At 60.9% G+C, this 26,312-nt stretch carries 26 protein-coding genes; 8 read left to right on the top strand and 18 right to left on the bottom strand.

Annotation, left to right across the window (positions count from 1 at the left end):
* Positions 1 to 15 precede the first annotated feature (15 nt).
* From GY725_13835 to GY725_13820, 4 genes are all read right to left on the bottom strand, one after another.
* Complete coding sequence (locus GY725_13835; protein ID MCP4005267.1) at positions 16 to 1,212, bottom strand: photosynthetic protein synthase I; 1,197 nt, start codon at positions 1,210 to 1,212, stop codon at positions 16 to 18.
* Positions 1,213 to 1,235: 23 nt separating this feature from the next.
* A complete protein-coding gene (locus tag GY725_13830; protein ID MCP4005266.1) occupies positions 1,236 to 2,084 on the bottom strand; it encodes a carboxypeptidase regulatory-like domain-containing protein in 849 nt (282 codons plus the stop codon).
* Between the two features lie 17 nt (positions 2,085 to 2,101).
* Positions 2,102 to 4,930 (bottom strand): cytochrome c, encoded by a 2,829-nt coding sequence (locus tag GY725_13825; GenBank protein ID MCP4005265.1) that lies wholly within the window; start codon positions 4,928 to 4,930, stop codon positions 2,102 to 2,104.
* Positions 4,931 to 5,001: 71 nt separating this feature from the next.
* Entirely contained in the window at positions 5,002 to 6,270 is a 1,269-nt protein-coding gene (locus tag GY725_13820) for a hypothetical protein (GenBank protein ID MCP4005264.1), read from the bottom strand.
* A gap of 725 nt (positions 6,271 to 6,995) precedes the next feature.
* On the opposite strand from GY725_13820, the gene GY725_13815 reads away from it, so the two are divergent.
* Positions 6,996 to 7,574 (top strand): ATP-dependent Clp protease proteolytic subunit, encoded by a 579-nt coding sequence (locus GY725_13815; protein ID MCP4005263.1) that lies wholly within the window; start codon positions 6,996 to 6,998, stop codon positions 7,572 to 7,574.
* 31 nt (positions 7,575 to 7,605) lie between these two features.
* On the opposite strand, the gene GY725_13810 is transcribed toward GY725_13815, so the two are convergent.
* Positions 7,606 to 8,811, bottom strand: coding sequence for a CoA transferase (locus tag GY725_13810; protein ID MCP4005262.1), 1,206 nt, complete (start codon positions 8,809 to 8,811; stop codon positions 7,606 to 7,608).
* A gap of 66 nt (positions 8,812 to 8,877) precedes the next feature.
* Between GY725_13810 and GY725_13805 the strand changes: the two genes are divergently transcribed.
* Positions 8,878 to 9,246: a PPOX class F420-dependent oxidoreductase gene (locus tag GY725_13805; GenBank protein MCP4005261.1), complete on the top strand. Its 369-nt coding sequence runs from the start codon at positions 8,878 to 8,880 to the stop codon at positions 9,244 to 9,246.
* Positions 9,247 to 9,277: 31 nt separating this feature from the next.
* On the opposite strand, the gene GY725_13800 is transcribed toward GY725_13805, so the two are convergent.
* From GY725_13800 to GY725_13790, 3 genes are read right to left on the bottom strand one after another with little or no spacing between them, the layout of a single operon-like run.
* The gene (locus tag GY725_13800) at positions 9,278 to 10,249 is read right to left on the bottom strand and encodes an adenylate/guanylate cyclase domain-containing protein (GenBank protein ID MCP4005260.1); all 972 of its coding nucleotides are present in this window, start codon (positions 10,247 to 10,249) and stop codon (positions 9,278 to 9,280) included.
* Positions 10,250 to 10,259: 10 nt separating this feature from the next.
* Positions 10,260 to 10,493 carry a hypothetical protein gene (locus GY725_13795; GenBank protein MCP4005259.1) on the bottom strand — a complete coding sequence of 78 codons (234 nt, stop codon included), beginning with the start codon at positions 10,491 to 10,493 and terminating at the stop codon, positions 10,260 to 10,262.
* 53 nt (positions 10,494 to 10,546) lie between these two features.
* Entirely contained in the window at positions 10,547 to 11,461 is a 915-nt protein-coding gene (locus GY725_13790; GenBank protein ID MCP4005258.1) for a universal stress protein, read from the bottom strand.
* Positions 11,462 to 11,616: 155 nt separating this feature from the next.
* Between GY725_13790 and GY725_13785 the strand changes: the two genes are divergently transcribed.
* Positions 11,617 to 12,681: a hypothetical protein gene (locus tag GY725_13785; protein ID MCP4005257.1), complete on the top strand. Its 1,065-nt coding sequence runs from the start codon at positions 11,617 to 11,619 to the stop codon at positions 12,679 to 12,681.
* Positions 12,682 to 12,723: 42 nt separating this feature from the next.
* Here the strand turns inward: GY725_13785 and GY725_13780 are convergent, their stop codons facing one another.
* The 6 genes from GY725_13780 to GY725_13755 all read right to left on the bottom strand — a co-directional run bounded on the left by GY725_13780 (position 12,724) and on the right by GY725_13755 (position 17,766).
* The gene (locus tag GY725_13780; GenBank protein ID MCP4005256.1) at positions 12,724 to 13,152 is read right to left on the bottom strand and encodes a hypothetical protein; all 429 of its coding nucleotides are present in this window, start codon (positions 13,150 to 13,152) and stop codon (positions 12,724 to 12,726) included.
* 31 nt (positions 13,153 to 13,183) lie between these two features.
* Positions 13,184 to 13,588 carry an OmpA family protein gene (locus tag GY725_13775; GenBank protein MCP4005255.1) on the bottom strand — a complete coding sequence of 135 codons (405 nt, stop codon included), beginning with the start codon at positions 13,586 to 13,588 and terminating at the stop codon, positions 13,184 to 13,186.
* Positions 13,589 to 13,879: 291 nt separating this feature from the next.
* Positions 13,880 to 14,728, bottom strand: a complete 849-nt coding sequence (locus GY725_13770; protein MCP4005254.1) for a hypothetical protein — start codon at positions 14,726 to 14,728, stop codon at positions 13,880 to 13,882.
* 40 nt (positions 14,729 to 14,768) lie between these two features.
* Entirely contained in the window at positions 14,769 to 15,821 is a 1,053-nt protein-coding gene (locus tag GY725_13765) for a hypothetical protein (protein ID MCP4005253.1), read from the bottom strand.
* On the bottom strand, positions 15,818 to 17,416 hold the full coding sequence (locus tag GY725_13760) for an FMN-binding glutamate synthase family protein (GenBank protein ID MCP4005252.1): 1,599 nt from the start codon (positions 17,414 to 17,416) through the stop codon (positions 15,818 to 15,820). Before GY725_13760 ends, GY725_13765 begins: the two co-directional genes overlap by 4 nt.
* 47 nt (positions 17,417 to 17,463) lie before the next feature.
* Positions 17,464 to 17,766 carry an antibiotic biosynthesis monooxygenase gene (locus GY725_13755; protein MCP4005251.1) on the bottom strand — a complete coding sequence of 101 codons (303 nt, stop codon included), beginning with the start codon at positions 17,764 to 17,766 and terminating at the stop codon, positions 17,464 to 17,466.
* 277 nt (positions 17,767 to 18,043) lie between these two features.
* On the opposite strand from GY725_13755, the gene GY725_13750 reads away from it, so the two are divergent.
* The 3 genes from GY725_13750 (at position 18,044) to GY725_13740 (ending at position 20,004) form a co-directional block, all read left to right on the top strand.
* Positions 18,044 to 18,685 carry a tetratricopeptide repeat protein gene (locus GY725_13750; GenBank protein MCP4005250.1) on the top strand — a complete coding sequence of 214 codons (642 nt, stop codon included), beginning with the start codon at positions 18,044 to 18,046 and terminating at the stop codon, positions 18,683 to 18,685.
* 52 nt (positions 18,686 to 18,737) lie between these two features.
* Complete coding sequence (locus GY725_13745) at positions 18,738 to 19,166, top strand: CopD family protein (GenBank protein MCP4005249.1); 429 nt, start codon at positions 18,738 to 18,740, stop codon at positions 19,164 to 19,166.
* Positions 19,167 to 19,227: 61 nt separating this feature from the next.
* Positions 19,228 to 20,004, top strand: coding sequence for an enoyl-CoA hydratase/isomerase family protein (locus GY725_13740; protein MCP4005248.1), 777 nt, complete (start codon positions 19,228 to 19,230; stop codon positions 20,002 to 20,004).
* A 12-nt stretch (positions 20,005 to 20,016) separates the two neighbouring features.
* Here the strand turns inward: GY725_13740 and GY725_13735 are convergent, their stop codons facing one another.
* From GY725_13735 to GY725_13725, 3 genes are all read right to left on the bottom strand, one after another.
* Positions 20,017 to 20,619, bottom strand: a complete 603-nt coding sequence (locus tag GY725_13735) for a hotdog fold thioesterase (protein ID MCP4005247.1) — start codon at positions 20,617 to 20,619, stop codon at positions 20,017 to 20,019.
* 81 nt (positions 20,620 to 20,700) lie between these two features.
* The gene (locus GY725_13730; protein MCP4005246.1) at positions 20,701 to 21,306 is read right to left on the bottom strand and encodes a class I SAM-dependent methyltransferase; all 606 of its coding nucleotides are present in this window, start codon (positions 21,304 to 21,306) and stop codon (positions 20,701 to 20,703) included.
* A complete protein-coding gene (locus tag GY725_13725) occupies positions 21,294 to 21,677 on the bottom strand; it encodes a hypothetical protein (GenBank protein ID MCP4005245.1) in 384 nt (127 codons plus the stop codon). Before GY725_13725 ends, GY725_13730 begins: the two co-directional genes overlap by 13 nt.
* Positions 21,678 to 21,928: 251 nt before the next feature.
* Between GY725_13725 and GY725_13720 the strand changes: the two genes are divergently transcribed.
* On the top strand, positions 21,929 to 23,755 hold the full coding sequence (locus GY725_13720) for an NAD(P)/FAD-dependent oxidoreductase (GenBank protein ID MCP4005244.1): 1,827 nt from the start codon (positions 21,929 to 21,931) through the stop codon (positions 23,753 to 23,755).
* A 75-nt stretch (positions 23,756 to 23,830) separates the two neighbouring features.
* Positions 23,831 to 25,027, top strand: a complete 1,197-nt coding sequence (locus tag GY725_13715; protein ID MCP4005243.1) for an acyl-CoA dehydrogenase — start codon at positions 23,831 to 23,833, stop codon at positions 25,025 to 25,027.
* A gap of 36 nt (positions 25,028 to 25,063) precedes the next feature.
* Here the strand turns inward: GY725_13715 and GY725_13710 are convergent, their stop codons facing one another.
* The gene (locus GY725_13710) at positions 25,064 to 26,293 is read right to left on the bottom strand and encodes a cytochrome P450 (GenBank protein MCP4005242.1); all 1,230 of its coding nucleotides are present in this window, start codon (positions 26,291 to 26,293) and stop codon (positions 25,064 to 25,066) included.
* Positions 26,294 to 26,312: the final 19 nt, after the last annotated feature.

The following is a 26,312-nucleotide window of genomic DNA, read 5'->3' as shown; positions in this document are numbered from 1 at the left end:
ACGGGACGCCTGAAATCAGTTGTGGACGCCGAGCCATTCGTCGATCGGCTCGTAGGTTTCGGGGATCTCCACCAGCTCGACAGCGATCGGAGTGGCGCTGGAAAGACTCTCGAGGAAGGCGACGAGATCACTCTTCTCCTCCGTACTAAGTCCGAGAGGTTTCAGCTCATTCGCCAGTGGATCGTCGTGCCCGCCGCCCTGGTCGTAGAACTCCACGACCTCATTCAGCGTGCCGATCACACCGTTGTGCATATAGGGAGCCGTGTACTTGAGCTCCCGCAACGTCGGAGTAATAAAACTGCCCACGTCTCCGTAGTTCTTGCTCACCAGGAAATAGCCGACGTCTCGCCGCCACATATCCGTCTTGGGCACACCGTGATTGCTGTACACGGCACGCAGACCGACATGCCGCAACGGATCTCGGAAGATATCCAGGTTCTCGGAAACGCCGGTATCATGCGCCTCACCGTCGGAGAAGTAGGAACCGTTGTGACAGCGGATGCAGTCCGCCTTGCCCTCGAAGAGAACTCGTCCGCGCCCGGCCGCCTCGGAAACGGTTCCGCTATCGAAGGGAGCGTCCTTCGACACCAAGGATTCCATGAATGCGACCAGAGCCTTGCGACCGGCGCTCGAATTACACTCGCCGCCGAAGTTCTCCTTGCACATGCCTACGTAGACCGGGTCCTGCTTCATGCGCTCGTGCATCAGGCGCATGTCCATATTCATGATCATGCTCTCGGTCAGCTGATCTCGAACGACATCGTTCAGGTTGGCACCCATGCGACCGTCCCAGGCCCAACCAACGTTGGCAAAGTCCGCCTTAAAAGCGGTATTGATCAATGTCGGTGTATTGCGGAAGTAGAGAATGCCCGGATACGCGTCGGACAGGAGCATGGGTTTGCCTTCGACATCGGTCTGTCGAGTGAATCCCTGCGCGGGATCGTGACAGGTCGCGCAGCTCTGACCGGCATCCCCGGAAATTCGCGGATCGAAGAACAGGCGCCGACCCATCTCGACCAGTGAGGCCTTCGGGGCATCTCGGGTCGGCAAGGGGCCGATCGCCGGATATGCGCCCGCTTCATCCGCCGATTCGGCTCGGGCCGTCTCCGTCGTTCCCACTGCAATAGCGCCAGCGAGAACCATCAACGCAGTCGCGGCACAGGCCATCGCGAGCTGAATTCGTTTAGCAAATCTCCGTGCTGATGTGATCACGATTCGTTCTCCGTGTTCTTCGGTCATTTCTCTGCCTTGGTCTTTCTGGGTCGCCTTCGCTTCTTCGAAGCCGAGTCTTTTGTGTACTCGAAGTCGGCGACCACCTCTCCGTTCGCGGGAACGGTGATTTTCTTCTTCTGGACTCCCAGCCGGGGATGCCACGATTTGAGCGTGTATTTGCCCGCGGGCACGTTGTCGAGGACGTAACTGCCATCCTCTTCAACCGCCACGGCGTACGGACTCTTAGGAGCCATCATGAAACCGAACATGAAGTTGTGAACCTGGCAGTTCATGGCGATATGAGGCGCGCGAACCGTCTTGATCTGCTCGATGGCTTCACCGGGATCGGGCTGATTGCGATTGATCAGCGGCCTCTCGACCGCTCGCCCTTTGTCGACCCCGATCAGTTCGACCATATTGATGTTGTGTTGCACACCCTGGTCGCTGTGTTTGATATGGATATCGCCCTGGCGAACGACCTGGGCCCAAGGTCGAAAACGGCAGCCCTTCTGATTGATCATGTACTTGCCACCGTCTGGTGGGCTCCAGGCCTTGCCTTTCTTGATCTTGTGCAGATAGACGAAGGCACCGCGCAACGCGCCGTTCTCGACGTCCACCCAGACGACCTCGCGATAGCCTTCTCCGCAGACTTCCGGGTTCTTGTTGACCGCGATCATTTCGACGGCGTCGGCCGGGAGTTCACCGGAGAAACTCAGCTTGCCGGTGATGCTCCCGCCGTTTTCTACCCGGGTTTCCTTGTAACCGGCCGCGTGAGCAGTGATCGGCAGCACGAGCAAGAGCACCAACACGAGCGCACCGAGGCGCTGAATCGGATTTTCGGAGAGCATTTCTGAGTTTTGAGGTTCTGCCATCGTCACATCTATTCCTGTCATGGCCGTGTAAGGATTGTTGTCTTGTCGGGCGGCGCCTGACTGGATTCACTCCCCGCAGAAGGTTGTGGACGGTCCTTCGCTTCCTCCGAAGCCGCATCGGCCAGTCGCGGAGATTGCTTCCCCTGCGACTCGGCCAGGAGCCGGCGGAACACCTTGTGGGATTCCGGAATGCAATCACTCGCCCTGCACTGAGCCTGGGAGATGCGGCGAATATCGTCAGCGGTCGCGCTTTCCAAAGTGCCCTTCTGGTATTGCCGGGAGAGGTACTCGAAAGGATCCTTCGGAGGATCGCCCTTGGCGTGAAGAGCATCCTGATGGGCCTGGAACTTCTCGCGAAACTCGTCACTCTGCACGTAGTTGACGATGAGGTGGATCTCTTCTTCACTCAGCGGACCACCGAAACTGTCTTTGTTCCCGACACCCCACGGAGGCATGAGTTTCTCGTGCCGGCCCTCGTTCGGGACCTTGAACATCTCTTCGTGTGAGAACGTCATCACGTCCTTCTCTAGCGAGAGACCGGTAATCCCCTCTCCCGAAAAACCGTGGCACAGGACGCAGTTGATCTCGAAGATCTGCTTGCCTGTAAGACCGAGTTTGATTCCCAGCCCGCGTTCGACCGGCTTGCTGGAGGCCAGTGGGATGGTGGTTCCGTTGAACTTCTGCATCGGAGGACGCTCGATCAGCCCCTCGGAAGGGATGTCCAGAGGCAGCAGGAGCTCGTCTTGTTCCTTGCGAGACTGGGTGACGTAGGCGAATTTGACCTCGGCGTACTTCTGGGCGTTGTAGGCGTCTCCATCAAGAGCCGCGAACGCGGAGTTCTCGGACCCGCCGATGTTGACCGCGACCTTTGCCGCGGTCACCGGTGCTGTGCCGTATTCCCCATAACCGCCGGCGACGAAGGGAATCCCGTCCGCATCTTCGTCCATCCCGGCCGTGCCGAAGGCGAGTTCACCCGTGCGATTGTCCTCGGTCTGCTGCATGCCACTCGAATCCATGGTCTGAACCCACCAACGGGTGATCCTGTCGAGTTGTGGTTCGACCAGATGAAGAGGTGTCGCAAAGAGCGTCTCGCGCAAAGCGCCCAGTGTGATCGCGATGTCGTACGGAGTGAGGGTGACCGTGTCGTCGCCGAGTCTCGTGCGATAGAGGCCGTGTTTTTCAACCCAGTACTTACTATTCATCAGGTTGAAGGTCTTTCGCGCAGCGCGGGCGTAAGCCTCCTCTTCCGTCTTCTGCCAGGCCACGACCAGCGCCTTGATACCGGCCCAGTTGGGAGCGGACACAGTGTTCTCACCGAGCCCCTCGCCGCTGGTCACGTCGTATTTCTCGTAGAACGATCCGTCCTTCGCCTGGACCTTCACCAGGAAATCCGCGAGATCCATCAGCATGGTGACTGCGTCTTCTCGGAGATCCTCATCCTCATCGAGGAACTCGTGACGATCGTCGTACTCCTTCAAGGCCGACATGGTCATGGCAGCATCCCGCATGCTCAGGACCTTTCCGGTCCCTCCTGTGGGAGTCCACTCCGAAACGAGGATGCCCTTGCGGGTGTGCATGGCCCTGAGGTTCTTGATGATGACATTGGCCATCCCGCGCGAGACGAGTCCAACCCGCTTTTCGAGGATGCCACCATCCGCGGGCGGATTGTCGGTGAAGACCTGATCGTTGTACCAGAGGACGAAGTGACTGTACTCGGTGGTTGCCCAGATCCAGGACGCCTGGTCCCAGAGCTGACTGGAGTTGTCGGCAATGCTGACCGACCAGAGCCGCTCGGGAAGATCCCCTACCCAGAGAATGTTCGGCTTGATGGTATGCGGAAGGTATCGCAGGCCGTTTTCAGGATCGTACTTGAAGGGATTGAGCCCGCCGAGTTTCTTCCCCTTCGCATCAGCGAAGAATGCGGCCTTGGCCTCGAGCATGGTATTGATTGCCATGGTGGCCAGAACGGTTCCGCGGAAGCCTTCTTCCGCGTCGTTCCCGAGCAGGGAGATCTCATCGCCGTCGGGGTCCGAGGGTGATTGCTCCACGTGCGTGCTGTGGAACATATAGCCGGTCCACTGCGCCCTTCTCTTCAGGAACTGTCCCAGCCCTCCCATGTGGATAGTGGTGTCCATCCGGTCGTGATTCCAGCGCAGGTTCGTCCAATCGAGGAAATAGCGAGGCACACCCCAGCCGCCCTTCTTACTGCTCTGCGGGTCGTCGAAGTCGTCCCCGACCTCGACCGGCCCCACCAGGCGGGGGTCGCCGGATGCGTACTGCAGATAAGTAGGAAAGGCCGAATCGAACACACGCGGAAAGCCGGTGCGGGAGTAGTAGAGCGGCAGGTAGATGCCAATGAGGATGTCCTTGTTGGACAGAGAGCGTTCACCGCGATCTCGCCCAAAGCGGTTCCGCCTCGAGAATTCATCGGCCTTCAATGTCCAGTAGGGGCCGTGCACCATGGAGATCCCGAGTCGGGAGGCCGCGCCGGCCCACTGCAACAGGAAGCGCGCGTTCCAGTACATTTCCTGGTGTGAGATCCAGTGGAACTCCGGCTTGTACGCCACCGGAATTCCGGCCTTGACCATGTCATTGAAGCCGGTCTGACTGGTGGAGTAGGCCTCATTGGCGAGATAGCCGTTCTCGTTCGTGTGGAAGCGGCGATCCATGACCTTGCTCTGCAATGCGGACCGGAACCGGCTCAGGTCCGGTTGAGCCGTGCCTCCCTTGAGGTGCAGGACACGACCATCCGGCGTGTGCATGAGAACCTTCGCGGTTCCCATGGGCGCCATCCACCAGAGGCTCATCGAGGCGATGACGCAACCGACCAGGATTCTCTTTGACATCCGCATCATGTTTTCCCCGCACAATCAGGTCGAAGCATTTCCAACGCGATCGAGTATTTCTTTTCCATCTGTCAGAACGTCGCCGAAAACCCGAGTCGGATAATCGACTGGGGCGCAGGTCCGAGATCCGGATCCTTGACCCGCAGGAGCGCTGAAAGCGTCACGCGGAACTGCGGATCGGGACTGAAAATCAACGACGGCGCGATGAAGCCAGTCGTTCCTCCGGAAAAGTCCGGTCGCGGAATCACGCCCAGGACCGGATCCATGAACGTCCCGCTGTAGCTGTCGTCTTCGTGGTCGAACACGATGCAGGTCAGATCCGCGGACAAGAAATCCTTTCGGATCGGCATGACCAGCGACGCAAAATACGTCGCGGTATCGCCGGGATCGACCCCGTCTTCTTTGAACACGAGCCGGTAGGTCGCACCGAGGTGAAAGGCGCCGCGCAACGAAAGCCCACGCCAATCAAACTGTCGGGTCAGGAACATCCCACCCAGGTAGCTGAAACTCCCCGTGCCGGGCTGTAGCGTGGATGGGAGACGACCGTCGTCGGAAAACCGCCCGAAGATAGAACTGGTCGGTGCAGCCGGTGGCATCTGCATCATGATCGTCCCGTCGTTTCCGTACCTTTCGTCGTTGTCCCCGGTCGGGAAGAAGACCGCGCCGACGGCTGCGATTCCGATCGGGCCGTTGCCCTGATCCATGAGCTTCTTCTTGAGGAAGAGTCCGATATCTCCGAGTTCCTGGGTACTTGCGGTGTTGTGCGCGTTGAGTGCCTGTAGCCCCCCGGGATGGACGTAGCCGCGAACCCGCGAGTTCTTGTACGGGATGTTGAGTCTCACCGTGAAGGCGTGCAGGTACTCGCGATTCAGATCGAATCCGTAGAAGATGTCGAGATCGGTCAGTTCCCGGTCGACTTCCGAGTTTGCAAACACGGCTCGATTGGTGTTGCCGTTCTTGAAGAAGTCGTTGCCATCGATCGACACGATCCGATGCGAAAGGCCCATCCTGAACAGACCAGGAGGAAGAACGAAAGCATGTTGGGTAAAGGCCGGGCTCAGCAGCGGCGGGATGAAGGTCTTGACCTGCTTTTTGATCTGATCGCGGTCGTACTTCATGAAGTCTTCGCCGCCATGACCGTCTTCAGTACCGAGTTCGAGCAGCGGATCGTCTTCCGGCTCCCCCGCCCGAACATAGGGTGGCGAGGCCAGCACAGCTAAAGCGAGCAGTAGTGTCGCGCATGTTCTCGAGAAAACGCGAGAGACCGGAGAGTGCATGACGGAATGCGATTCTCCTGTGTACGGCAGACCGGGATCGTCGGATTCAAAATTGGGTTTCATTGTCCGGTTCCCATCGGAGGCGACCCAAAGAACCTGTGGCAGATTTGCGAAGAACCCCGACATCCACCTCCATGATCTGAATCGGGAGGTTCCGGCGGAAGCTGCCGTGGGATGGAAGCCTCGATTCGCGGCCACCCCCCCCCTCTCGACGCCCACATTGTCCAGCAATCGCACCCTCGCGGAGGCCTCTGGCCCTCGGTCTCGGGACATGAATTCCCGGTCAGTGCGGATCATCAGCGGAGCTTCTCGCCAGAACGGAAAGTATCTCTCTGTCATTTCAGATGAAAGCCTCTCGATCATAGGATGTCTGTGATGGAACCCACCTTCTCGGTGGAGGAGAATCGGGCCGTAGCTCGTATCTATTTCCGTTGACTCGAATTCCCCAAGTTTGAGATTACACCGTGTGTGCTCGCGCGTTTGTCCCATTTATCTGACCCCACAGCTTGGCAGACAGTTTACCCGGGTCGCAATCGATTCGAGTTACGTCGCACGGTTTTCCCAGGGAAGTAGCTGTCGCAACGAGGAACGGCCCCACCCGGTCACGGAAACCGGGTTCAGGACTTGCTCGTTTTCCGGGTGCCAGATCGCACTTCTGCGCCGATCGCGGCCATCATCGTTGAGGGAGGACGATATCGGGGCTTCGAGCCCCTGAGTCCGCCTACGGCCGGGGTGGGGAGCGGGCGCCCGGGGCGCTAGTCTCCCTGCCTTCAAGGAGACCCGGACGCATGAGTGACAAGCCCGCCAGCGAAACGCCAATGCCCTTCCCGATGCGACTCGAAGAGACGCTCTTCGAGAAGCGGCGGATTTTCCTGTACGGCGAGATCAACATGGACGTCGCCCGGGAAATCTCCAAGAAGCTGATCGCGATGGCGGAAAGCGATATGGGCGACATCGTCATGTTCGTCAACTCGCCGGGCGGCCACGTGGAGGCGGGCGATACGATCCACGACGTCATTCGCTTCGTGAAGCCGCGCGTGAAGATTCTGGGGACAGGCTGGGTCGCAAGCGCGGGTGCGCACATCTTCGTGGCCCCAGCCAAGGAAGACCGTTTCTGCCTGCCGAACACGCGCTTCCTCCTGCACCAGCCGATGGGCGGTGTGCGCGGTCAGGCCGTCGACATCGGAATCGAGGCGCAGGAGATCGTCAAGATGCGCAAGCGCCTGAATCGCATCCTGTCCGAGCAGACCGGCCAGTCACTCGAACGCATCGAGGAAGACACCGACCGGAATTTCTGGATGACGGCCCAGGAAGCTCTCGACTACGGAGTGGTCGGCAAGATCATCCAGTCCATCGACGAGCTCTAGCGGGCTGCGTTTCTCACGAGGTCGCGCTTCTTCAGACCAGCTCGGCTGCGCGCAACTCCTCGATTTCGGCTGACGAAAAGCCGCACTCGCTCAACACCTGATCGGTGTGCTCACCCAGCAAGGGAGGCGGAGTCTCGATCGCACCCGGTGTCTGCGAGAGTTTGATCGGCAGGCCCGTGGTCTTGAACGTGCCCAGCTCCGGGTGGGGCAGTTCGTGCAATAGCTTGCGCGCCAGAACCTGGGGATCGGCGAAGACCTGTTCCAGATTCAAGACCGGACCTGCGGGAACCCCGGCGACGTTGAGCGCATCCACCCAGTGCTCGACGGAGTGCTCCGCCAGCGCCGCTTCGATCTCGGCGCTGAGTTCCAGGCGATTCGCGATACGTCCCCCGGCGCCGGCAAAACGCTGGTCGCCGATCCACGAGTCCCGATCGAGGGCGTGCGCCAGCTTCTGCCACATGGCGTCCGTTCCCGCGGCGATGTTCATGAAGCCATCGGCCGCGCGGAAACGGCCGTAGGGCGAAGAGAGCGGATGGTGCTGACCCGCCGGTCCGGGTGCTCGTCCCGATTCGAAGAACATCCCGGCACTCCAGGAGAGCACACCCACCAGCGCGTCGAGAAGTGACGTGTCGACGATCTGCCCGCGACCCGTGCGTTCGCGCGTCAGCAGCGCCATGCAGATGCCGTGTGCGGCGAAGATCCCGCCCAGCAGATCTCCGATGGCGATGCCGGAACGCGTGGGACCGCTGTCTTCGGTGCCCGTCACACTCATCAGTCCACTCATGCCCTGCGCGATCTGATCGAAGCCCGGGCGGTCCCTGTACGGACCGTCCGCACCAAACCCCGAGATCGAACAGTAGACGAGCCGCGGATCTCGCTCGGTCAACTCCTCGGGACCCAGTCCGAACTTCTGCATGATCCCGGGGCGAAAGTTCTCGACGACCACATCGAACCGCGGCAGCATGCGTTCGATGGCCGCACGGCCGCGCGGATCGCGAAAATCCAGAGTCAGCGAGCGCTTGCCGCGATTGCTGGAGAGAAAGAAGTAGTTGTCGCGCCCGGCTCCGGGGGGCCGGAACTCGCGACCCTTCCGATTCTCCACCTTCACGACCTCGGCTCCGTAGTCCGCCAGCATCATCGTGGCAAAAGGTCCTGCCAGAAAGCGGGTGAAGTCCAGGACTCGAACACCGGCCAGCGGTGGCGATGTGGCTTCGACTTCGGATTCGTCGGGGTTCATGGACTCTCGGTGCCAAGGATGGGCGAAGATCCTGCTGCGGCGTTAGCAGGTGTTACAGTGAGAAGTATGAACGAACTCGAAGGGCACCTCTACCTGAGCCTTGCAACCTTCCGGAAGAGCGGCGTCGCCGTCGAAACTCCAGTCTGGTTTGCCGAGTCCGACGGCAAGCTCTACGTGTTCTCCGCGGGAGATGCGGGCAAGATCAAACGCTTGCGCAACTCGCCCCGGGCGCGGGTCGCCGCGTGTGACGTGCGCGGAAAGCTGCGCGGCGATTGGATCGACGCCACAGCGACGATCACCCGGGATTCCAACACGATCGAAGCCGCATACGTTTCGTTCCGCGAGAAGTACGGACTGCAGATCCGATTGGCAGATCTCTTCTCAAAACTCTCGGGTCGTTACGACAAGCGCGAGATGATCGAGATCAGTCTCTAGTCGAGACCGGTCCCGAGGGTCCGGAACGAGGTCAGCGTGCGAGTCGGCGCTCGGTAAACACGCGACTCACGCCGACTGCGGCCACGATCAGCCCGGCCACGACAAACAGTCCGTCGGTTGGCACGCTCCAATGGGTGAAGGCCGCGCCGGAGGCGATACCCACTCCCAGTGGAATCTGTAGATGGCCGCGAATTCCGCTGACGGCCCGCCAGATGCGCCCCAGGCTCACCCCCGCGAGCACGCCTCCCAGCGTCGAAAAGATGCCACCCGTAGGAACCATCAGCAGCGGAGAGGTGATCAATGCGACAGCGATGATCAGCGAAATCAGATCGAGCGGATGCATGAAGGCTTCGAGCCAGGTCGAGGGCTCGCGCCTTCCCCGCGGGTTTGGGTCCTTGGAATGCCGTCGGTGCGCACGTCGACGCGTGCGCGGGTGAGAGACGCTGGACGAAGGTGCAGCGACCGGAAGCGATCCGGGTCCGGGGATGCCGTAGACCCGCAGCGGCTGATCGATGTTCTTCAACTCCTGGACACCCATGTCCTGGAACTCGTAGTCCAGCTTGTTGAAGATTTGCTGGTAGACCGCCTCCGAAACACAGATCGATCCGGGTTGCGCAAACTGTTCGAGTCGGGCGGCGATGTTCACGCCATCTCCCCAGACGCGCTGTGCTTCGACGATTACGTCGCCCAGATGAATGCCGATACGCGTATCGATGCGCGCATCGTCCGCTTCTTCGCGATTCTCGCGAGCTTGCTCCGTCTGGATTTCGTAGGCGCAGCGCACCGAGTTGACCACGCTGTCGAACTCCCCGAACACGGAGTCTCCCGCGGTGTCCACCAGTCGACCTTGATGGGATTCGATCAGTGAGTGCACACGGCGGTGGAAGTCCTGCATGCGTGCGGTCGTACCCTCTTCATCCGCGCCCATCAGGCGACTGAAGCCGGAGACGTCGGCCATGAGGATGGCGGCCAGCTTTCTGCGTTGCGAGGGTTGGTCGGGCATCTGGGAGCGATTATAGCGAGTCGGGCCCGGGCTCGTCCGACTTCGAGTCCCCGACTCCAACGGCCTGTTTCGCGCGGCGCAGCAGCCGACGCGCCCAGCCGAACTCGGTCGCCAGGATCGAAACCCCCAGGGCCACTCCCAGGACTCCGGGACCCGGGAGCACCATCATGGCGACCCCGAAAAGACACACCGTGGTTCCGACGACGAAAATCACGACCCTCCGCGCGTGCCGGAGTGCGACGATCGAAAAATCCGCCTCAGTCTCAGCCGAAGATTGCGCTTCGCCCGAACTCTCTGTCACGAACCCTGAATCCGAGCCGTGATGACCGAACAACTCGCGCCGTGGACAACGCGCTCGGCCACGCTTCCCAGGACCAGATGTGAGATACCGCGGCGGCCGTGCGTCCCCATGACGATCAGCTTCACATTGCGCTGCTCAGCGGTTTCGAGAATCAAGGTGTCCGGTTTGCCATCGCCGGTGACCAGGTAGGATTGAACCCCGCCGTTGCGCGCGGGATCGAGCAGGGCAGAAGCCCGGGTGACCACATCTTCGGCAAGCGAGTCGAGGATCGGAATACCGGTACCGATCGAGACCCGCTCGTCGGTCTGCGCCAGAAAGCGCACCGCCTGGATCCCGGGCGGGTGGGCGTATGCGAGCAAGAGCCGGGTCGGCGGCGATGCAGCAGCAATCGTCTGGGCGACGCCAAGCGCGCCGATCGCTGCGTCGGAGAGATCGGTCGCCACCAGAATCTCGTCGAGCGAGAGTTCGCCTCCTTCGGAAACGGCGGTCAGTACGGGACAGTCGGCCGAACGAAGTAGGCGCTCGGCGACACTTCCCACGATCACGTGCTCCAGTGCGCTCTGCCCGCGCCGTCCCACGGCGATCATGTCGATTTTCAGGCGCTCCGCCAGATCGAGCACGACGCGCGACGGCTCGCCTTCTTCGATATGGATTTCGTACTCGACTCCGGCGGCCTCGATCTTGTTGGCCGTCTCTTGCGCCTTCGTGCGCCCGAACTCGCGCATCTGTCCGATCATGTCGGCCGGAACGATGGCCATCTCGGGAAGCAGGGGTTGCACCGGTACGTGAACCGCGAACACCAGGTGGACTCGTGCGCCCAGCAAGCTGGCCAGCTTCGTCGCCTGCTCGAGCGCGCACTCCGCATGCGACGAGAAGTCCGTAGCCACCAGGATCGAATTGACCGCACTCATTCTCATGCTCCCTTCGCGAGCAGGTCCCCGCTGATTGTATAGCCCATTCTTCGCCCTGGAAGCCGGTGCAGCTACGGACTTCGGGTGGAATCTGCAGAGACTGCCCAGGCCGGGAAATCCACGCCAGCCGGGCCGATCGCGGTAGACTCCCAGCAATGAAATCCTCTCCTGCTCAGCCGAAACCCGTAGCGATCCTGGCAAATCCACTGTCCGGTCGCGACGTTCGACGCATGGTCGCGCGCGCCAGTACCACCACGCACGAGGCCAAACGAGATCAGGTCGCACGCGCAGTCGTCGGTGCGGTCGCGGGAGGAGCGCAGCACGTGATCGTGCTGCGGGAACCGTTTCGCATCTCGACGAGCGCCGTCGAGAATCTGAGACTCGATGCCAAGATCGAGGTGCTCGACGTCGATGCGCGGCTCGAAGCCGCTGACACAGTCCGAGCGGTCCATGCCATGCGCGCAGCAGACTGTGGCGCATTACTGGTTCTGGGCGGCGACGGCACGCATCGTGTCGTGACTCAGGCGTGGCCCGACGCACCCATGGTCCCGCTGTCGACCGGAACCAACAACGTGTTTCCGATGATGTGCGAGGCAACCACTGCTGGCGCCGCCGCTGGACTGGTCGCCTCTGGCAATGTCGCGCTGGAAGAAGTTTCGCGCCGAGCGAAACGCGTCCACGTACAGATCGATGGCGAGGACGATGACCTGGCGTTGATTGACGCAGTCGTCCTCGTCGGTGATCGACTCGGGAGCTTCTTGCCTTTTGACCCCGCCAGGATGCAACAAATCGTCCTGGCGCGCGCTGAACCCGGAGCGGTGGGTGTATCGCCGATCGGCGGACTCCTGCACCCCTGCGGCTTCGACGACGACTTCGGCGTGTTGGTCGAGTGTGGTGATCCAGAAAGCGAAGGTCGAGATCTACTGGTCCCGATCTCGCCGGGTCTGTACCGAACTGCTCGGGTCCGCCATTCACAGTCACTCGAACTGGGCGAAGCCATCACAGCGCACGGTCCCGCAGTACTGGCGTTCGACGGAGACCGTTCCCGAAGCCTGGTCGAAGGCCAGTGCGCGCGTCTGTCCGTGCTCCGAGACGGTCCGCACATCATCGATGTTCAGCGCACACTCGCCCTGGCCGCCGAACGGGAAGTGTTCGTCGATCGCGGCCATTTTCACGACGCGTATACCGACGAAAGCAACGAAGGACCCAGCTGCTGCTAAGGCTCACCCCCGTCGGGGCGAGCGCCGCTCGGACGGAAAAGATCAGTCCCAGTGGCGTCCACGAGATGTATGGGACCGGGAATGCTCGTGTCGGTAGCGGACGCTCCCGTAGTACCGTCCCGCGTGACCGTGGTGGCGCCCGCCGTAGTGGTGGTGATCGCAATGCGAGCAGGCATGGTGATCGTGTTCGCAGTGCGAATCCTCGTGACCGTGGCTTCCGCGGTGCTCGTGAGAGCCGTGGCCGAAGATTGCGCCGATCAGAGCACGCCCGATCCCCACGGCTTCGTGAGCCGCGATGCGTCCGAGTTCGTGTTTGAACCCGTGCTCGAACTCATCGGAAGCGCTTGCATCTCGCGGCAGCCAGAAGGCGAAACAGGCCACGATCAGAAGTGGAACCAGGTGCGAAATAGTTTTCGCACCTGGCGTTCGCCGATTGCGTTGAGTGAGCTGCGAAGGGCGTGTTGTTCTCATGGATTCGGATCTCCAATGGGATCGACTGATTCTACTCCACCAGTGGCACGAGAAAAAGCTCTACCCTTCTATTGAGCGCCCTTCCCTCCTTGGAGTCATTGCTCGCAATGGGTAGACGGTCCGCGATTCCCTGGCTGTAGATCCGCATGGTTTGAACGCCACGCTCCACGAGAAAAACCGCGACGGTCTGCGCGCGTTGCAGCGAGAGGCGTTCGTTCATCGCTGGCCCGCCGGAACTGTCACTGTGACCGCTGATCTCTATCAACGTCTTCTCGTAGAACTTCAGCAGATCGGCCACAGTACCGAGCACTTCGCGGAACGATGGATTGAGAGTGGATTGACCGACCTTGAAAGTCAGATTCCCCGGCAACACGAGCTTGAGACGATTGTCCACGCGGCGCAGACTCACACCCGTATCGTTGAGCCTTTTGCGCATGCGGCTCTCCTGCAAGTCCATGTAATACCCGACACTTGCATGTGTCAAAGAGCCGATGCCCGATTCGAGCGCCGCCCGCTGCCTCTCCGCACGCGCTTCATCTTCTGGAGATGGCAGAGGCGTTTCGGCCTTCCGGGTCGTAGAGACAGAGCGCGCCGCTTCGCGCGGGGGTGCTTGGGGAAAAACGCAGCCACCCAAAAGCAGATACAGGAGAAGAAATCGAAGCGTCTTTTGCGAAGCGGATACTCCCATTACCCGAGCATAGACAAACCCACGAACGTCTGCGCGCGGTCAGGGCTCGATTCGCTCCGGGGACCCCGACCAACTCCAGGCGAAACTCGTACGGCTGACACCCAGCATGACTCCACCCAGAGCCTTCGGATGCAAGTACAGACCGTCGGGGCGACCCGCCTCGGGGCCGGTCCAGTCCGAAGACGCGTGTTCGAGTGCACGATCGCGGATTTCCGTGCTTCGCTCGGTCTCGGCGTAGCACATGTAGAGGCAGGGACCGCGTTTTTGGAAGAAGCGGCCCATGGTCTTCGTGCGATCGTGCGGGTGGATCACCTCGACGCGGTCCAGGCGATCGGGATCGAACAGAGTCAAGCTGCCGCGATAGCCATAGGCCTCCGAGTCGATCGCGACGAAGTGGCGGCTGTCGAGCCCGAAGCAATCCGCAATCGCAGCGGTGCTGCCGCGCGCATCCGCGACCAGAAGGGTCACTTCGTAGAGACACTTCAGGAGCCCCACGGGTGCGCGCGATTGGACGGGGCTCACGACGACATTGAGTCCGGGAATCCCGAGCGCGGCCTCGGCAAGAAAGATCTGTCCCCCCTCCTCCGCGAGCGCAGCTCCAGCCTTCTTGAGGCTGGCTCTCAGCGCATCGAAATCATCGCTTTCAAAACCCGCAGCGTAGAGTCCGGGGCCGCCGACAGCGGAAAGGAAATTCGCGATCGCCCCGTGGCCGTCTGGCTCGAGGAGTTCCACCTCGCTCGTTCCGGCCGCGAGCACGGTTCGACGCGCAGCGAGCACCTGAACCTTGTCCTCACGCACGATCTCAGCACCGAGCAGGGTTTTCCAGCAGTGCGCAGTCGCGGCTCGATCGCTCACCGCGATCTGAACGCGGTCAACGGATTCCATCATCTGAACTTCCTCTCGCTTGAGCGTTAGACACTGTCGCGGCTTATTGGGGTTGACCGGAATGGGGAGAAACCCGGTCGATGCGAAACAATGGAGAAGGCTGCTGTTCACTCGTCACGTACAGGGAACGCCCGGTGCGATCGAAACTCATAGCCTCGGCCTGTCGCGTCGGCGGCACGATGATGAACTCGGGCACTCGTGCGAAAGCCGTCGACCAGGCCTCACCCTCAGCTCTCGTGTAGCGATAGGCGTACTTGTAGGTCAGCACGACGGCCTCTCGCCCGTCCGGAGACACATCGAGCGCCGTGGGTCGCGAGAGCCAGTCCCCGCGAAATCCGTGCATCTTGCGATCGATTCGCGTGGGTTGCGGAATCGTGTCCACGACGGCGATCGCTCGAGCGACTTCAGGTTCACTGCCAGAGGAGCGAAGTGGAAGCTCATAGACCGTCATGGGGGGTTCGGCCTTCTCGAGCAGGAGCACGCGCTCGCTCGCCGGATCGACCGCGATGCTCTCGCAATCCCGGGGCCCGTCTTCGTAACGGAACTCGAAGCTCCAGGCGACTTCGACCGGCGCTGCCCAGTCGGCGGCGGACTGCGAGAGTTCCGGCTCTTCGACCACGATCAGACGGCGCGTTCGGTGCCAGGCGAAGTTGTCACCGACGTCTCCGATCATCAGGTAGGACCGGCCTTGCCACACGAAGGAAGTCAGGTCCTCCCAGTCCTCGTTCCAGTGAACTTCTTCAGGCAATACAAACGAACCGCGGTCGCTTCCGTTCAGGGCAATCGGGTACAGGCGAGCAGGATGGCCTCCGTCGTTGAGAACCCAGAGCAGATCGTCGCGTCGACTTGAAGCTGCGAGCCCGCTGGCCTCGGAAATCTGTGGACTTCCCAGGGTACCCACGAAAACAGGATCGGCGAATGCTGCGCGATCGAGTGAATCAGGATCAACCGTGAAGGGTCGGTCGTCCCGGCCGAAGGAACGCCACAGGCCGGGGAGGTCGCGATCCTGCCACAGCGCATACGCCAGGATCCCTGCGATCAGACACGCGATCAGCGCAGCAGGCAGTCCCAGTAGGCAAAGAAGCCAGCGCCTCACGTTATTCGTTCACTCGTTTCCGGGAGGGGAAACAACTCATCGGCGGCGTAGACACGGCCGAAGGCATCGCGATAGACGGCGTGCTTGCGTTCGAACTGCGTGGGTGAGTGGATCCCGGCGGCAGCGGCCAGAGAGGTCAAGCCCGCACGCATCGTGACGACGTAGTTCAACACGCGATAGCATTTCTCTTCGACGACAAGCGCGGTCATCAGGTTCTCATCTGTGGTTGCAACACCTACGGGGCAGGTATTGGTGTGGCACTTCTGTGCCTGGATGCAGCCCACCGAAATCATCAAGGCGCGTGCGATGTTGACAGCATCGGCACCGAGACACAACGCCAATGCGATGCGATCGGGGGAAAGCAACATCCCTGAAGCGAAGACCTTGACTCGTTCGCGCACGCCCGCGCGTCGCAGTGCGTCGTCGAGAGCGACGATTCCCGAACGCACAGGGAGCCCCATCGTCTCGGCCATCTCCTGGTAGGAAGCACCGGAGCCCCCCTCACCACCATCGACGGTGATCCAATCCGGTCCATCTCCTCGACGCGCCATCGCCTGTGCCAGTGGATCACAGGCTCCGGGTCCGCCGACCACGATCTTCAGGCCAACGGGTTTTCCGCCCTCCTGTCGCATTCGCGCAATCCAGTCGAGGGTCTCGTCGATCGAGGCCAGCATGGTGAAACGATTGGGAGAGTCGATCGTCTTGCCTACCGGGACTCTGCGGATCCCCGCGATCTCCGACGTTACCTTCACACCCTCGACGTGGCCGCCGCGAATCTTGGCTCCCTGGTGAAACTTCAGCTCGAAACCGCGAACTTGCGACCGAGCGGCCTGCTCAGCGAACAGATCCCAGTCCCATTCGCCCGCCTGAGTTCGCACTCCGAAAAGACCCGGGCCGATTTGAAACACGATATCGCCACCGCCCGCGAGATGGTGCGGAGAAAGCCCACCTTCGCCGGTGTTGATCCAGCTACCCGTCGCCCTGCCCACACCCTTGCTGATGGCGAGGATCGCATTGCGACCGAGTGCACCGTACGACATGCCGCTCATGCCGATCAGTCCGCGAAGTTTCCACGGGTGAGGCAGGCCTTCCCCTATCACCGGCGCGAAATCATCGCTCAATCTCCATGGAGAGATCTGATCACTCACCATGCGTTCGCTGCGCCGGAAGAGTCCCTCCTCATCGATCTGATAGGTGCGGGTTTCGATGCGGGGTTGACGCACTACCGCCATTTCATCCATGAGCACGGGCAGAAGAGTATTGCGCAAGTACCAGCCGGGCTTTTCGAAGTCTCGCTTGGATCCGAATCCGATCAGGCTCTTGAGGTACTTGCCCGAGAAAACGACGCTCAGATACTGATCGCGGGAAAACGGTTTGCCCTCACGGTCTGCATCGAACAGGTACTGGCGCAACTCGGGCCCGAGGTGCTCGAGGAAATAGCGCAGGCGGCCGAGCAGCGGAAAGTTCCGCAGCACGGCGTGTTGGGCTTGACGGCGATCGGACCAGTACAGCGCCGCCAGAACAAGGACCGGCGCAATCATCATCACGAGCAGCAACCCGAAGGTCACGAGCAGGACGAAATCAGTGAATTCCATTTACGGCATTCTATCTATCGACCCGACAGGTCAGTGAAGCGATCCCCTCAGTGAATGGGTCCGACCGAGGACACCTGGTACTTCTGCACGTCCATCGCGGTAATCCCAAAACCTCCGAAGGTCTGCTGGAAAACCGCCATATGAGGAGAAGCCAGATGAGCGTCGAGCGCCTGTTGCGACTCCCATTCCTCGAAGATGTGAAACTCGCCGGGATCGGAAAGATCTGTCGAAAAGGTGTAGGAGATGCACCCGGCTTCTTTCCGGGTCTCGCGCATCATCTCGACCGCGGCGGCAACGGCCTGCTCTCGATTTGCGGGATCCAGTTGGATCCTTCCGGCAACTACGATCAATCCACGGCCCTCCTGGAAAGTTCGGGCCCAGCCTACCCGGACCCGGAGTCAGACTCAATCGCGTTTGATTTGCAGAAAAACCGAGCCTGGACCTGGCCGAACGGCGACAGAATTGTCCCGCGGAAATCCTCTTGCGAACGGGTCTTTAGGATCCGCGAGACGTCAGTTCCGCCACGACCGCGGACACTCGCGTCACCCCTGACACTCCGCGATAAAGCTGACGGAAAGGACCGAGTTCTCGCCTTGCCAGCAATCGGGACTCCGGTAGATTTCCGACATGTTTGTTTCAAAGCCGATCGCATACAAGCCGTTCGAAACGTTCCTCCAGTCGTGGATCATCATCTCGCTGCTGGCGATTCCGCTCGCCTGCTCCAACGCGTCTGAGCTCCAGGCCGATCTTCCAGACGACCCCATGGCGGTCTACGAAATGGGAATCGAAAAGAAGAAGAGCGGTGACGCGGCGGCCGCCAAACAGCTGTTTGAGCACGCCGTCACAATGGATCCGCGGATCGGAGAGACCCTGGCTGCGAAGGGCCGCTTCACGGAAGCCGTCGATTCCTACCGGATCGCGTTGACCAGCGCACCCGATGATCCGGTCACCCACCACAATCTGGGCATCGCCCTGATGAACACGGGCGAACAGGAAAAGGCATTGAAGCACGTCAATCGCGCAGTGCAGATCGATCCCGAGTACGCGCGTGCGATTCACGACCTGGGCGCGATCTATCTGTATCGCGGCAAGAACGAAGAAGCCCTCAAGTGGTTCAAGCTGGCCCTGAAAAAGGACCCGGACTACTACGATTCCTACCGCGATGCCGCGAAAGCCCTCGACGCTCTTGGGCGCACGGACGAAGCCGCGGATGTTCGCTCCCGCGGCCGGGGGATCGCTTCGATGCAAAACGGGAACGACAAGAAGTAGCCGGACGCGCTGCCGGGCTTGACGAGAGGTTTCGCGCTGCGACCCTAGCGCGATGCACCTCTGGCTAAAAGCTCTTCACCTGATTGCGATGGTGGCCTGGTTCGCGGGCCTCTTCTACATCTTCCGTCTGTTCGTGTATCAGGCCGAGAACCGCGAACATCCGCAGGCGGTGCGGGTGTTGAAACACGCGTCTGAGCGCCTGTGGAAACTCATCATGACCCCGGCGATCATCGCCACCTGGAGTTTCGGCCTGCTGATGCTGGCCAACACTCCCGGTTTCCTGACTCTACCCTGGGTCCTGATCAAGCTCGCGCTCGTCGCTGGGCTGACGGGATACCACTTATGGGTGGGACACGTGCGCAAGCGTTTCGCAGCGGACGACCTCTTCCTGAGCGGACGCCAGTGCCGCATGCTCAATGAGGTGCCGACATTCTTCCTGATCGCCATCGTACTGCTCGCGGTCCTCAAACCCACCGGCTGACTCCGCAGACGATTCGACCCCTCCGGGAGTGTAGGATACGACTCCGAGCAGGAGCCGTCCCATGAACTACGAAACCCTCGAGATCGAACGCGAAGGCCCGTTGCTGCGGGTCTGGCTCAACCGCCCCGAACGGCGCAACGCGGTCAACACGCGCATGCTTCGCGAAGTCGGCGATCTCTTCGTCTCTCTGGAAACCGACTTCGAGACCCGCGTAGTGGTTCTGGGTGGCCGCGGAAAGTCGTTCTGCGCCGGTGCGGACCGAAAGCCCGACGACTCCTTCAGCAATCCGCTCGAGGCGCAGAGCGAGCGTGAGCGACGCTGGTTGGGGCAACTGGGCCGTCGCGCGTGTCGCGCAATCGAAGACTGTGAAGCGGTGACCGTTGCGCGCGTCCACGGACATGCCATCGGCGGAGGTTCGTGTTTCGCACTCTCCTGTGATTTCCGCATCGCATCCCGCTCTGCAATCTTCCGCGTGCCCGAGGTCGCCCTGGGCGTACCGCTGACCTGGGCGGCGACACCGCGACTGATTCACGAAATCGGCGCGGCCCGCACGCGCGAGCTTCTGCTCCTGTGTCGCGACATCGATGCAGAAAAGGCCCTGCACTGGGGCATGGTTCACGGCTGCGTGGATGAGGACGATCTCGACAACGAAGTCGCGGCCTGGGTCGGCGAACTGCTCGACAAACCGGAACTCGCGGTGCACATGACCAAGACGCAACTGCGAGGCTACGCGCGCAGGGCTGCGCTGGGTGACGAGTCCGAAACCGACGGCGACCTGATTGCCCTTGCTCGCAACAGTCCTGAAATGCGCGCTCTCTTCAAGCTTCCGGAAAAATAGGCGCGCTTCGCCTCACCCCTCCAGCACGCGGGCGTTCTCTTCCTCGCGCTCGGCCGCCTCCAGTAGTTTCGCGCGGATCTGCGGATCACTTTCGTCCTCCGCCAGGGCGCGATACACCGCGGCACCAGAACGCTCCAGCTTGGCCAGTAACTCCTTCTGCTCCCCGGCCTCCTTGCCGTCGAACAGCGACGCCATGGTCTGCTCGGGAGAGAGTCGAGGCTCGAGCACCGCCTGTGTCTGGGTGACCAGCGCGATCAGGCGTCCGTCGGGGTTGGTGACGCGCGTCTGCCAGACCATGGTTCGGCGACCGAGGTGCAGCGCCGTGCACTCACCCGTCACCGTCGTTCCCGCCCGACCGGCCGCCAGGAAGTTGGTCTTCGACTCGATCGTGGTCGTCGATGCACCCGGCGGAAGATTGATGGCAGCCGCGAACGCGCCGAGCGTATCGGCAAACGCCATGATCGCACCGCCGTGCAAGATGCCCGGCAGGGTGCACAGGTCGTCGCGAACCGGAAGGCTCCCTTTCACACCGTCCTGGTTCGCCTGATCCAGGCTGATGCCCAGCAATCCGGGCAGAAATCCCTTGATCGCCTTTTGCAAAACTTCGAGTTCCAACTCCGTTCCTCCCGCTGGATGGTGATCCGAATAGTGGTGTCACGACCCTGAGCCCTCGTCGCGCGAGCGGTGAAACCCGTATCAGGCGTGTGCGCGGATGATCTTCACCACGTCGAGATAGATGTGAACGACTTCGTCGAGCGTAAAACCGGCCTCCACCACGTTCCTCACGGTAGGCCGGTTCATCTCGGGACCGACACGACGCGAGAGCGGCGTCATCAGATTCATCATCAAGCTGAAGGGAAAAAACCGACTACCGGTGTGCTCGAACATATGGAGTTCGCCACCTGGCTTGAGGATGCGACGCAGGGCCTCCAGACCCTTGACCGGGTTTGGCACAGAACAGAACGTACAGGAGGTGAACACCTGATCGAACTCGCCGTCCGCATATGGCATGTCGTGAACGTCCATCTGCTTCAACTCGAGCGTGCCTTCGTACTGATCGACCCGCTCGCGGGCTTTTTCGAGCATGCCCTCACTGATGTCGATACCCACGATTGAACGCCCCTTGGGAAAAAACGGCACATCGAGGCCCGTCCCAACCGCGAGGAAGAGGATTTTGCCTTCCCCCATGCGCGCAAAAAACTCTCGCTTTCGCGGAGCCCAACGCTTTTCGGGTCCGTATCCAGCCATCAGATCGAAATTGGCCGAAGCCTTGTCCCACTTCTGTCGGGTTACGTCGTCCATCGCTCTGTCCTCCGCTTGATCAGGCTATTGGCGACATAGGTCGCGATCACTACGCCAACGCCGCAGCACGCCCCCACGCGGACAGCCCAGGCGAAGCTTACCTCGGCCATCGCCGCGGCCATCGGAACCACCATTCCGACGACCATGCCGGTCGTCATCACCGGAAGCATCACTTCCATGGCACCAAACAACGCCCCAGAGCCCAGAGCGATCGGCAGTGAAATCACCATGCCGAGCGCCATTCCCACGAACATGGCCAGTAACATGTTCCAGCCCGGCCCAAATAACAGCGCCGAGATCAGCCCAATGATGACACCCGCCGCGATGTTCGCGGCGAGATCGCCCAGCACGAAATAGGGTCGCGTCTCCAACTCCGTCTCCCGAGTCCGAATTTGGACTTCTTGCGGGCAGCTTAGCCCGGGCGTCTGGTTTTGGGGAAATGAATCCTGAACTCCTGGCTCGGGGTCCTTGGATCGGGGTCCTTGGATCGGGGCGCGCTGGATAGCTGGCATGAAGATCCCTTGATCTCTCCAACGGCCCCAGGGCGGATTTCCCGCACAGCACGGACCCTCCATTCGGTGGTATCGTGTAGCCAGACGCCAACCACGATCAGGCAGGACCCATGACGACCGAAAACGATTCGACCCAGGCGACTACGGACTCGGGAAACCCAGGATTCGACCCGAATACCTTGCGCGAAAAGTACCGCTCGGAGCGGGACAAACGCATCCGCGGCGATGGCAACGACCAATATCTCGAAATCAAAGGCACGTTTTCGCATTTCCTGGACGACCCCTATGTCGAGCCGGGCTTCAGCCGCGAACCGCTGACGGACGAGGTCGAGGTCGTGGTGATCGGGGGCGGGTTCGGCGGACTTCTGACCGCAGCGCGTTTGCGTGAGTCCGGGATCGAAGACGTGCGGATCATCGACAGCGCAAGCGACTTCGGCGGCACCTGGTACTGGAACCGCTACCCGGGCGTGGCCTGTGACATCGAGTCCTATATCTATCTGCCTTTGCTCGAAGAGACCGGCTATATGCCCAAGCAAAAGTACGTGACCGGCGCGGAGATCCTGGAACACAGCCAGCGGATCGGGCGGAAATACGATCTGTACCGGGACGTCTGTTTCCAGACCAAGGTCACCGAACTGCGCTGGGATGATGAGAGCGCTCGCTGGATCATCTCGACGAACCGCGGCGATCGCATGAAGGCTCACTACGTGGCCATGGCGCTCGGTCCGCTCAACCAGCCAAAGCTTCCCGGGATCGCCGGGATCGAGGATTTCAAGGGACACGCCTTCCATGCTTGTCGCTGGGACTACGATTACACCGGCGGCAATTCCGATGGAGGCCTGACGGGACTGGACGGTAAGCGCGTCGGCATCCTCGGTACAGGCGCCACGGCGGTGCAATGCATTCCGCACGTGGGCGAAACGGCAGAGCACCTCTACGTCTTCCAGCGCACGCCTTCGTCGATCGACGTCAAGCAAAACGATCCCACCGATAAGGAATGGGCCAAGACTCTGGAGGATGGCTGGCACCAGCAGCGCATGGACAACTTCAACATCCTCGTATCGGGTGGTTTCCAGGACGAGGATCTGGTCAACGACGGCTGGACCGAGATCATCCGCAAGCTACTGGTCAACTTCCAGGCCCAGGAAAACCCCGATGTCTCGCCTGCGGCCCTGCTCGAGAGCATGGAACTGGCGGACTTCGAAAAGATGGAGCAGATCCGAGCTCGCGTGGATTCCGTGGTCGGTGACGAGGAAACGGCGGAAGCCCTCAAACCCTACTACCGCCAGTTCTGCAAGCGCCCCTGCTTCCACAATGAGTACCTGCCCACGTTCAACCGGCCCAACGTCACACTCGTGGACACCAAGGGCCAGGGCGTAGAACGCGTCACTGAAAAGGGTGTCGTGGTCAATGGTCAGGAGATCGAACTGGACTGCCTGATCTACGCCAGCGGCTTCGAGGTCGGAACCTCCTACACCCGACGAGCCGGATACGATATCTACGGACGAGAAGGTCAGAGCTTGTCAGACACGTGGGCGGATGGCGTGCGCTCGCTCCACGGCATGCATGTCAACGGTTTTCCGAATTGCTTCATCATGAGCAATGCGCAATCCGGATTCACTCCGAGCTATCCCCATATGCTCAACGAGCAAGCCAAGCACATCGCCTACATCATCAAGAACGGTGTGGACAATAAGGTGCGCACGGTCGAGGCGTCGAAAGAAGCCGAGAACGAGTGGATCGAGACCATCATCAGCCTCTCGCGCCTCGGCAATGAATTCCTGCTGAACTGCACTCCCGGGTACTACAACAACGAAGGCAAGCCCACCGACCGAAGCGCTCAGGACGGATTTTACGGGGGCGGCTCAGTCGCATTCATCAAGCTCTGGGACGACTGGCGCGCCGACGGTGGACTGAAAGGTCTCGAACTCAACTAAGAGAGAGACCCGGCAGAAGATCCGTGACGAAAGAGGGATCGACAGGCTCGATATTCGAGCCGTAGGAGACAAGCGATGGATTTCGAACTCAGCGACAAGACCCGCCTGCTCTACGACCAGGTCGAGCGCTTCATGGGCGAATTCGTCTATCCGGCGGAGTCGGTTGCGCAAGAGCAGATCGAAGCTTCGGGGGATCCCCATCACCAGCCCACGATCGTAAAGGAACTACAGGCCAAGGCCCGCGGGCTCGGACTGTGGAATCTGTTCCTGCCCGACGAGACATACGGAGCAGGACTGACGAACCTGGAGTACGCGCCGCTTTGTGAACTCATGGGACGTTCGGGCATCGCATCGCGCGTGTTCAATTGCGCAGCCCCCGACACCGGCAATATGGAGATCCTCGCCGAATTCGGAAATGAACAGCAGAAGAAGGAATACCTGCAACCGCTACTGGATGGCGAGACCCGCAGCTGCTTCTCCATGACCGAGCCCGAGGTTTCGAGCGCCGATCCGACGCAGCTGCAGACCCTGGCGAAGCGCGACGGCAACGAGTACGTGATCAACGGTCATAAGTGGTTCACATCGGGAGCGATCGGATCGAAATTCGCGATCGTCATGGCGGTCACCGATCCCAGCGCTCCGCCGCATCAGCGCGCCAGCCAGATTCTGGTGCCTACCGACACTCCCGGTTTCAATATCCTGCGTTCGGTGTCGGTCATGGGTCACGCGGGCGGCGGTGGACATTGCGAGATCCGCTACGAGGACTGTCGCGTACCGGTCGAGAACTGCCTCGGACCGGAAGGGTCGGGCTTCGCGATCGCACAGGCACGACTCGGACCGGGCCGCATTCACCACTGCATGCGCTGCATCGGTGGTGCACAGCGAGCCCATGAAATCATGGTTCACTATGCGGCAAACCGAAAGCTGCGCGGCGAGCCGCTCGGCCACCAGCAGTTCGTTCAGGAATTCATCGCAACCTCGAAGATGGAAATCGAACAGGCGCGCCTGCTCACGATGCATGCGGCCTGGAAGATGGACACCGTCGGGAAAAAGGAAGCTCGCCAGGAGATCTCGATGATCAAGGTCGTGGCGGCGAACCTGTTCCAGAACGTGTGCGACCGTGCGATTCAGACCATGGGTGCGCTGGGCGTTTCCGACGACACTCCCGTCGCCGCAATGTGGCGCCAGGGCCGCTCACTGCGCATCGCAGACGGCCCGGACGAAGTCCACAAGATGGTCATCGCCCGCAGAGAACTGAAGCAGTACGCATAATCGGTCGGAAAACACGCGGGGGGCAGGCCCGAGTTTTCAGGCTTCCGGGGTATAGCGAACCTTCATCTCGGCACAGGTCCGAACCAGAGCAGAGGGCTGGAGCACGGGTCCACCTGCCGAATACTCCATATTCGGCAGTCGACTCAGAACCCGCTCGAAGGCGACGCGCATCTCCATGCGGGCCAGATTCGCACCCAGGCAGAAGTGATTGCCGATGCCGAATCCCAGGTGGTGGGGGTTTCGGTCGATATCGAAGCGGTCGGGATCCTCGAACTCCCGCTCGTCGCGATTGGCGGAGGTGTAGATGATCAACACCTTCTGACCGGCTGCGATCTTCTTTCCACCGACCTCTGCGTCGCACGTGGCGGTTCGGCCAAAGGAGCGCACGGGAGTGGTCACGCGAACCATCTCTTCGACCGCGACCGGAATCAGTGACGGATCATCGACCAGGCGCTGACGGGCCGCGGGGTTCTCGATCAGCAATTGCATCCCACCGGAGATGCCGTTGCGGGTGGTCTCGTTGCCGGCGACCATCAGGATCACCATCAGCTTGATCAACTCGTCGTTCTGCAACTCCCGATCGGCTATCGCGCTGGCTGCGATCCCCGATTCGTCGTATTCCTTGAGCAGACCCGAGTCCTTTGCACCAGCGAGAATGCTGACCAGGTCTTCCTGTGGATTCGCGCGCCGCTCCTCGATGATCGGCGTGACGTAGTTCGCGTACTCCAGATACGACTGGCCGGCACGGGCCACGATCTCCGGATCCTCCATATTACCCTCGGCGGCAATCATGGAGTCGGACCAGTGATGGAACTTGTCGTGGTCCTGCTCGCGGATTCCGATCATCCCGGCAATCAAGAGCAAAGGCAGAGGTACCGAGATACTCTCAACGAAGTCGCACTCGGAGTTGGTCGCCACCGCATCGATGGCCTTGTCCGTAATCTTCAGGAAAGCCTTCTCCAGGACCTTCACCATGTTCGGGGTGAAACCTTTCTTGATCAGCCCCCGCAATTGGCCGTGCCGCGGTTCCTCCTCGTCGATCAGACCTAGCTTGATGTCGTTTCCCGGCCGCACACCCAGACCCGAAGTGAAGGTCTTCTGGTCCTTGGAGATGGCCGAAACATCGGCGTAGCGGGTGATGATCCACAGGCCGTCCTTTTCGGACCAGCGCACGGGTTCGTGCTCGCGAAGCCAGCGAAAGCGCTCGAGCATGGGCGCCTCCTCCCAGTTGCGGGAGTCGAGATAGGCGATATCGACGTCGACCATTGGGTTCTCCTTCAAGAGC

The organism is bacterium (assembly GCA_024226335.1).
In the GTDB taxonomy this organism is placed as follows: Bacteria; Myxococcota_A; UBA9160; order SZUA-336; family SZUA-336; genus JAAELY01.
This window is presented reverse-complemented; position numbering and strand designations above follow the sequence as displayed.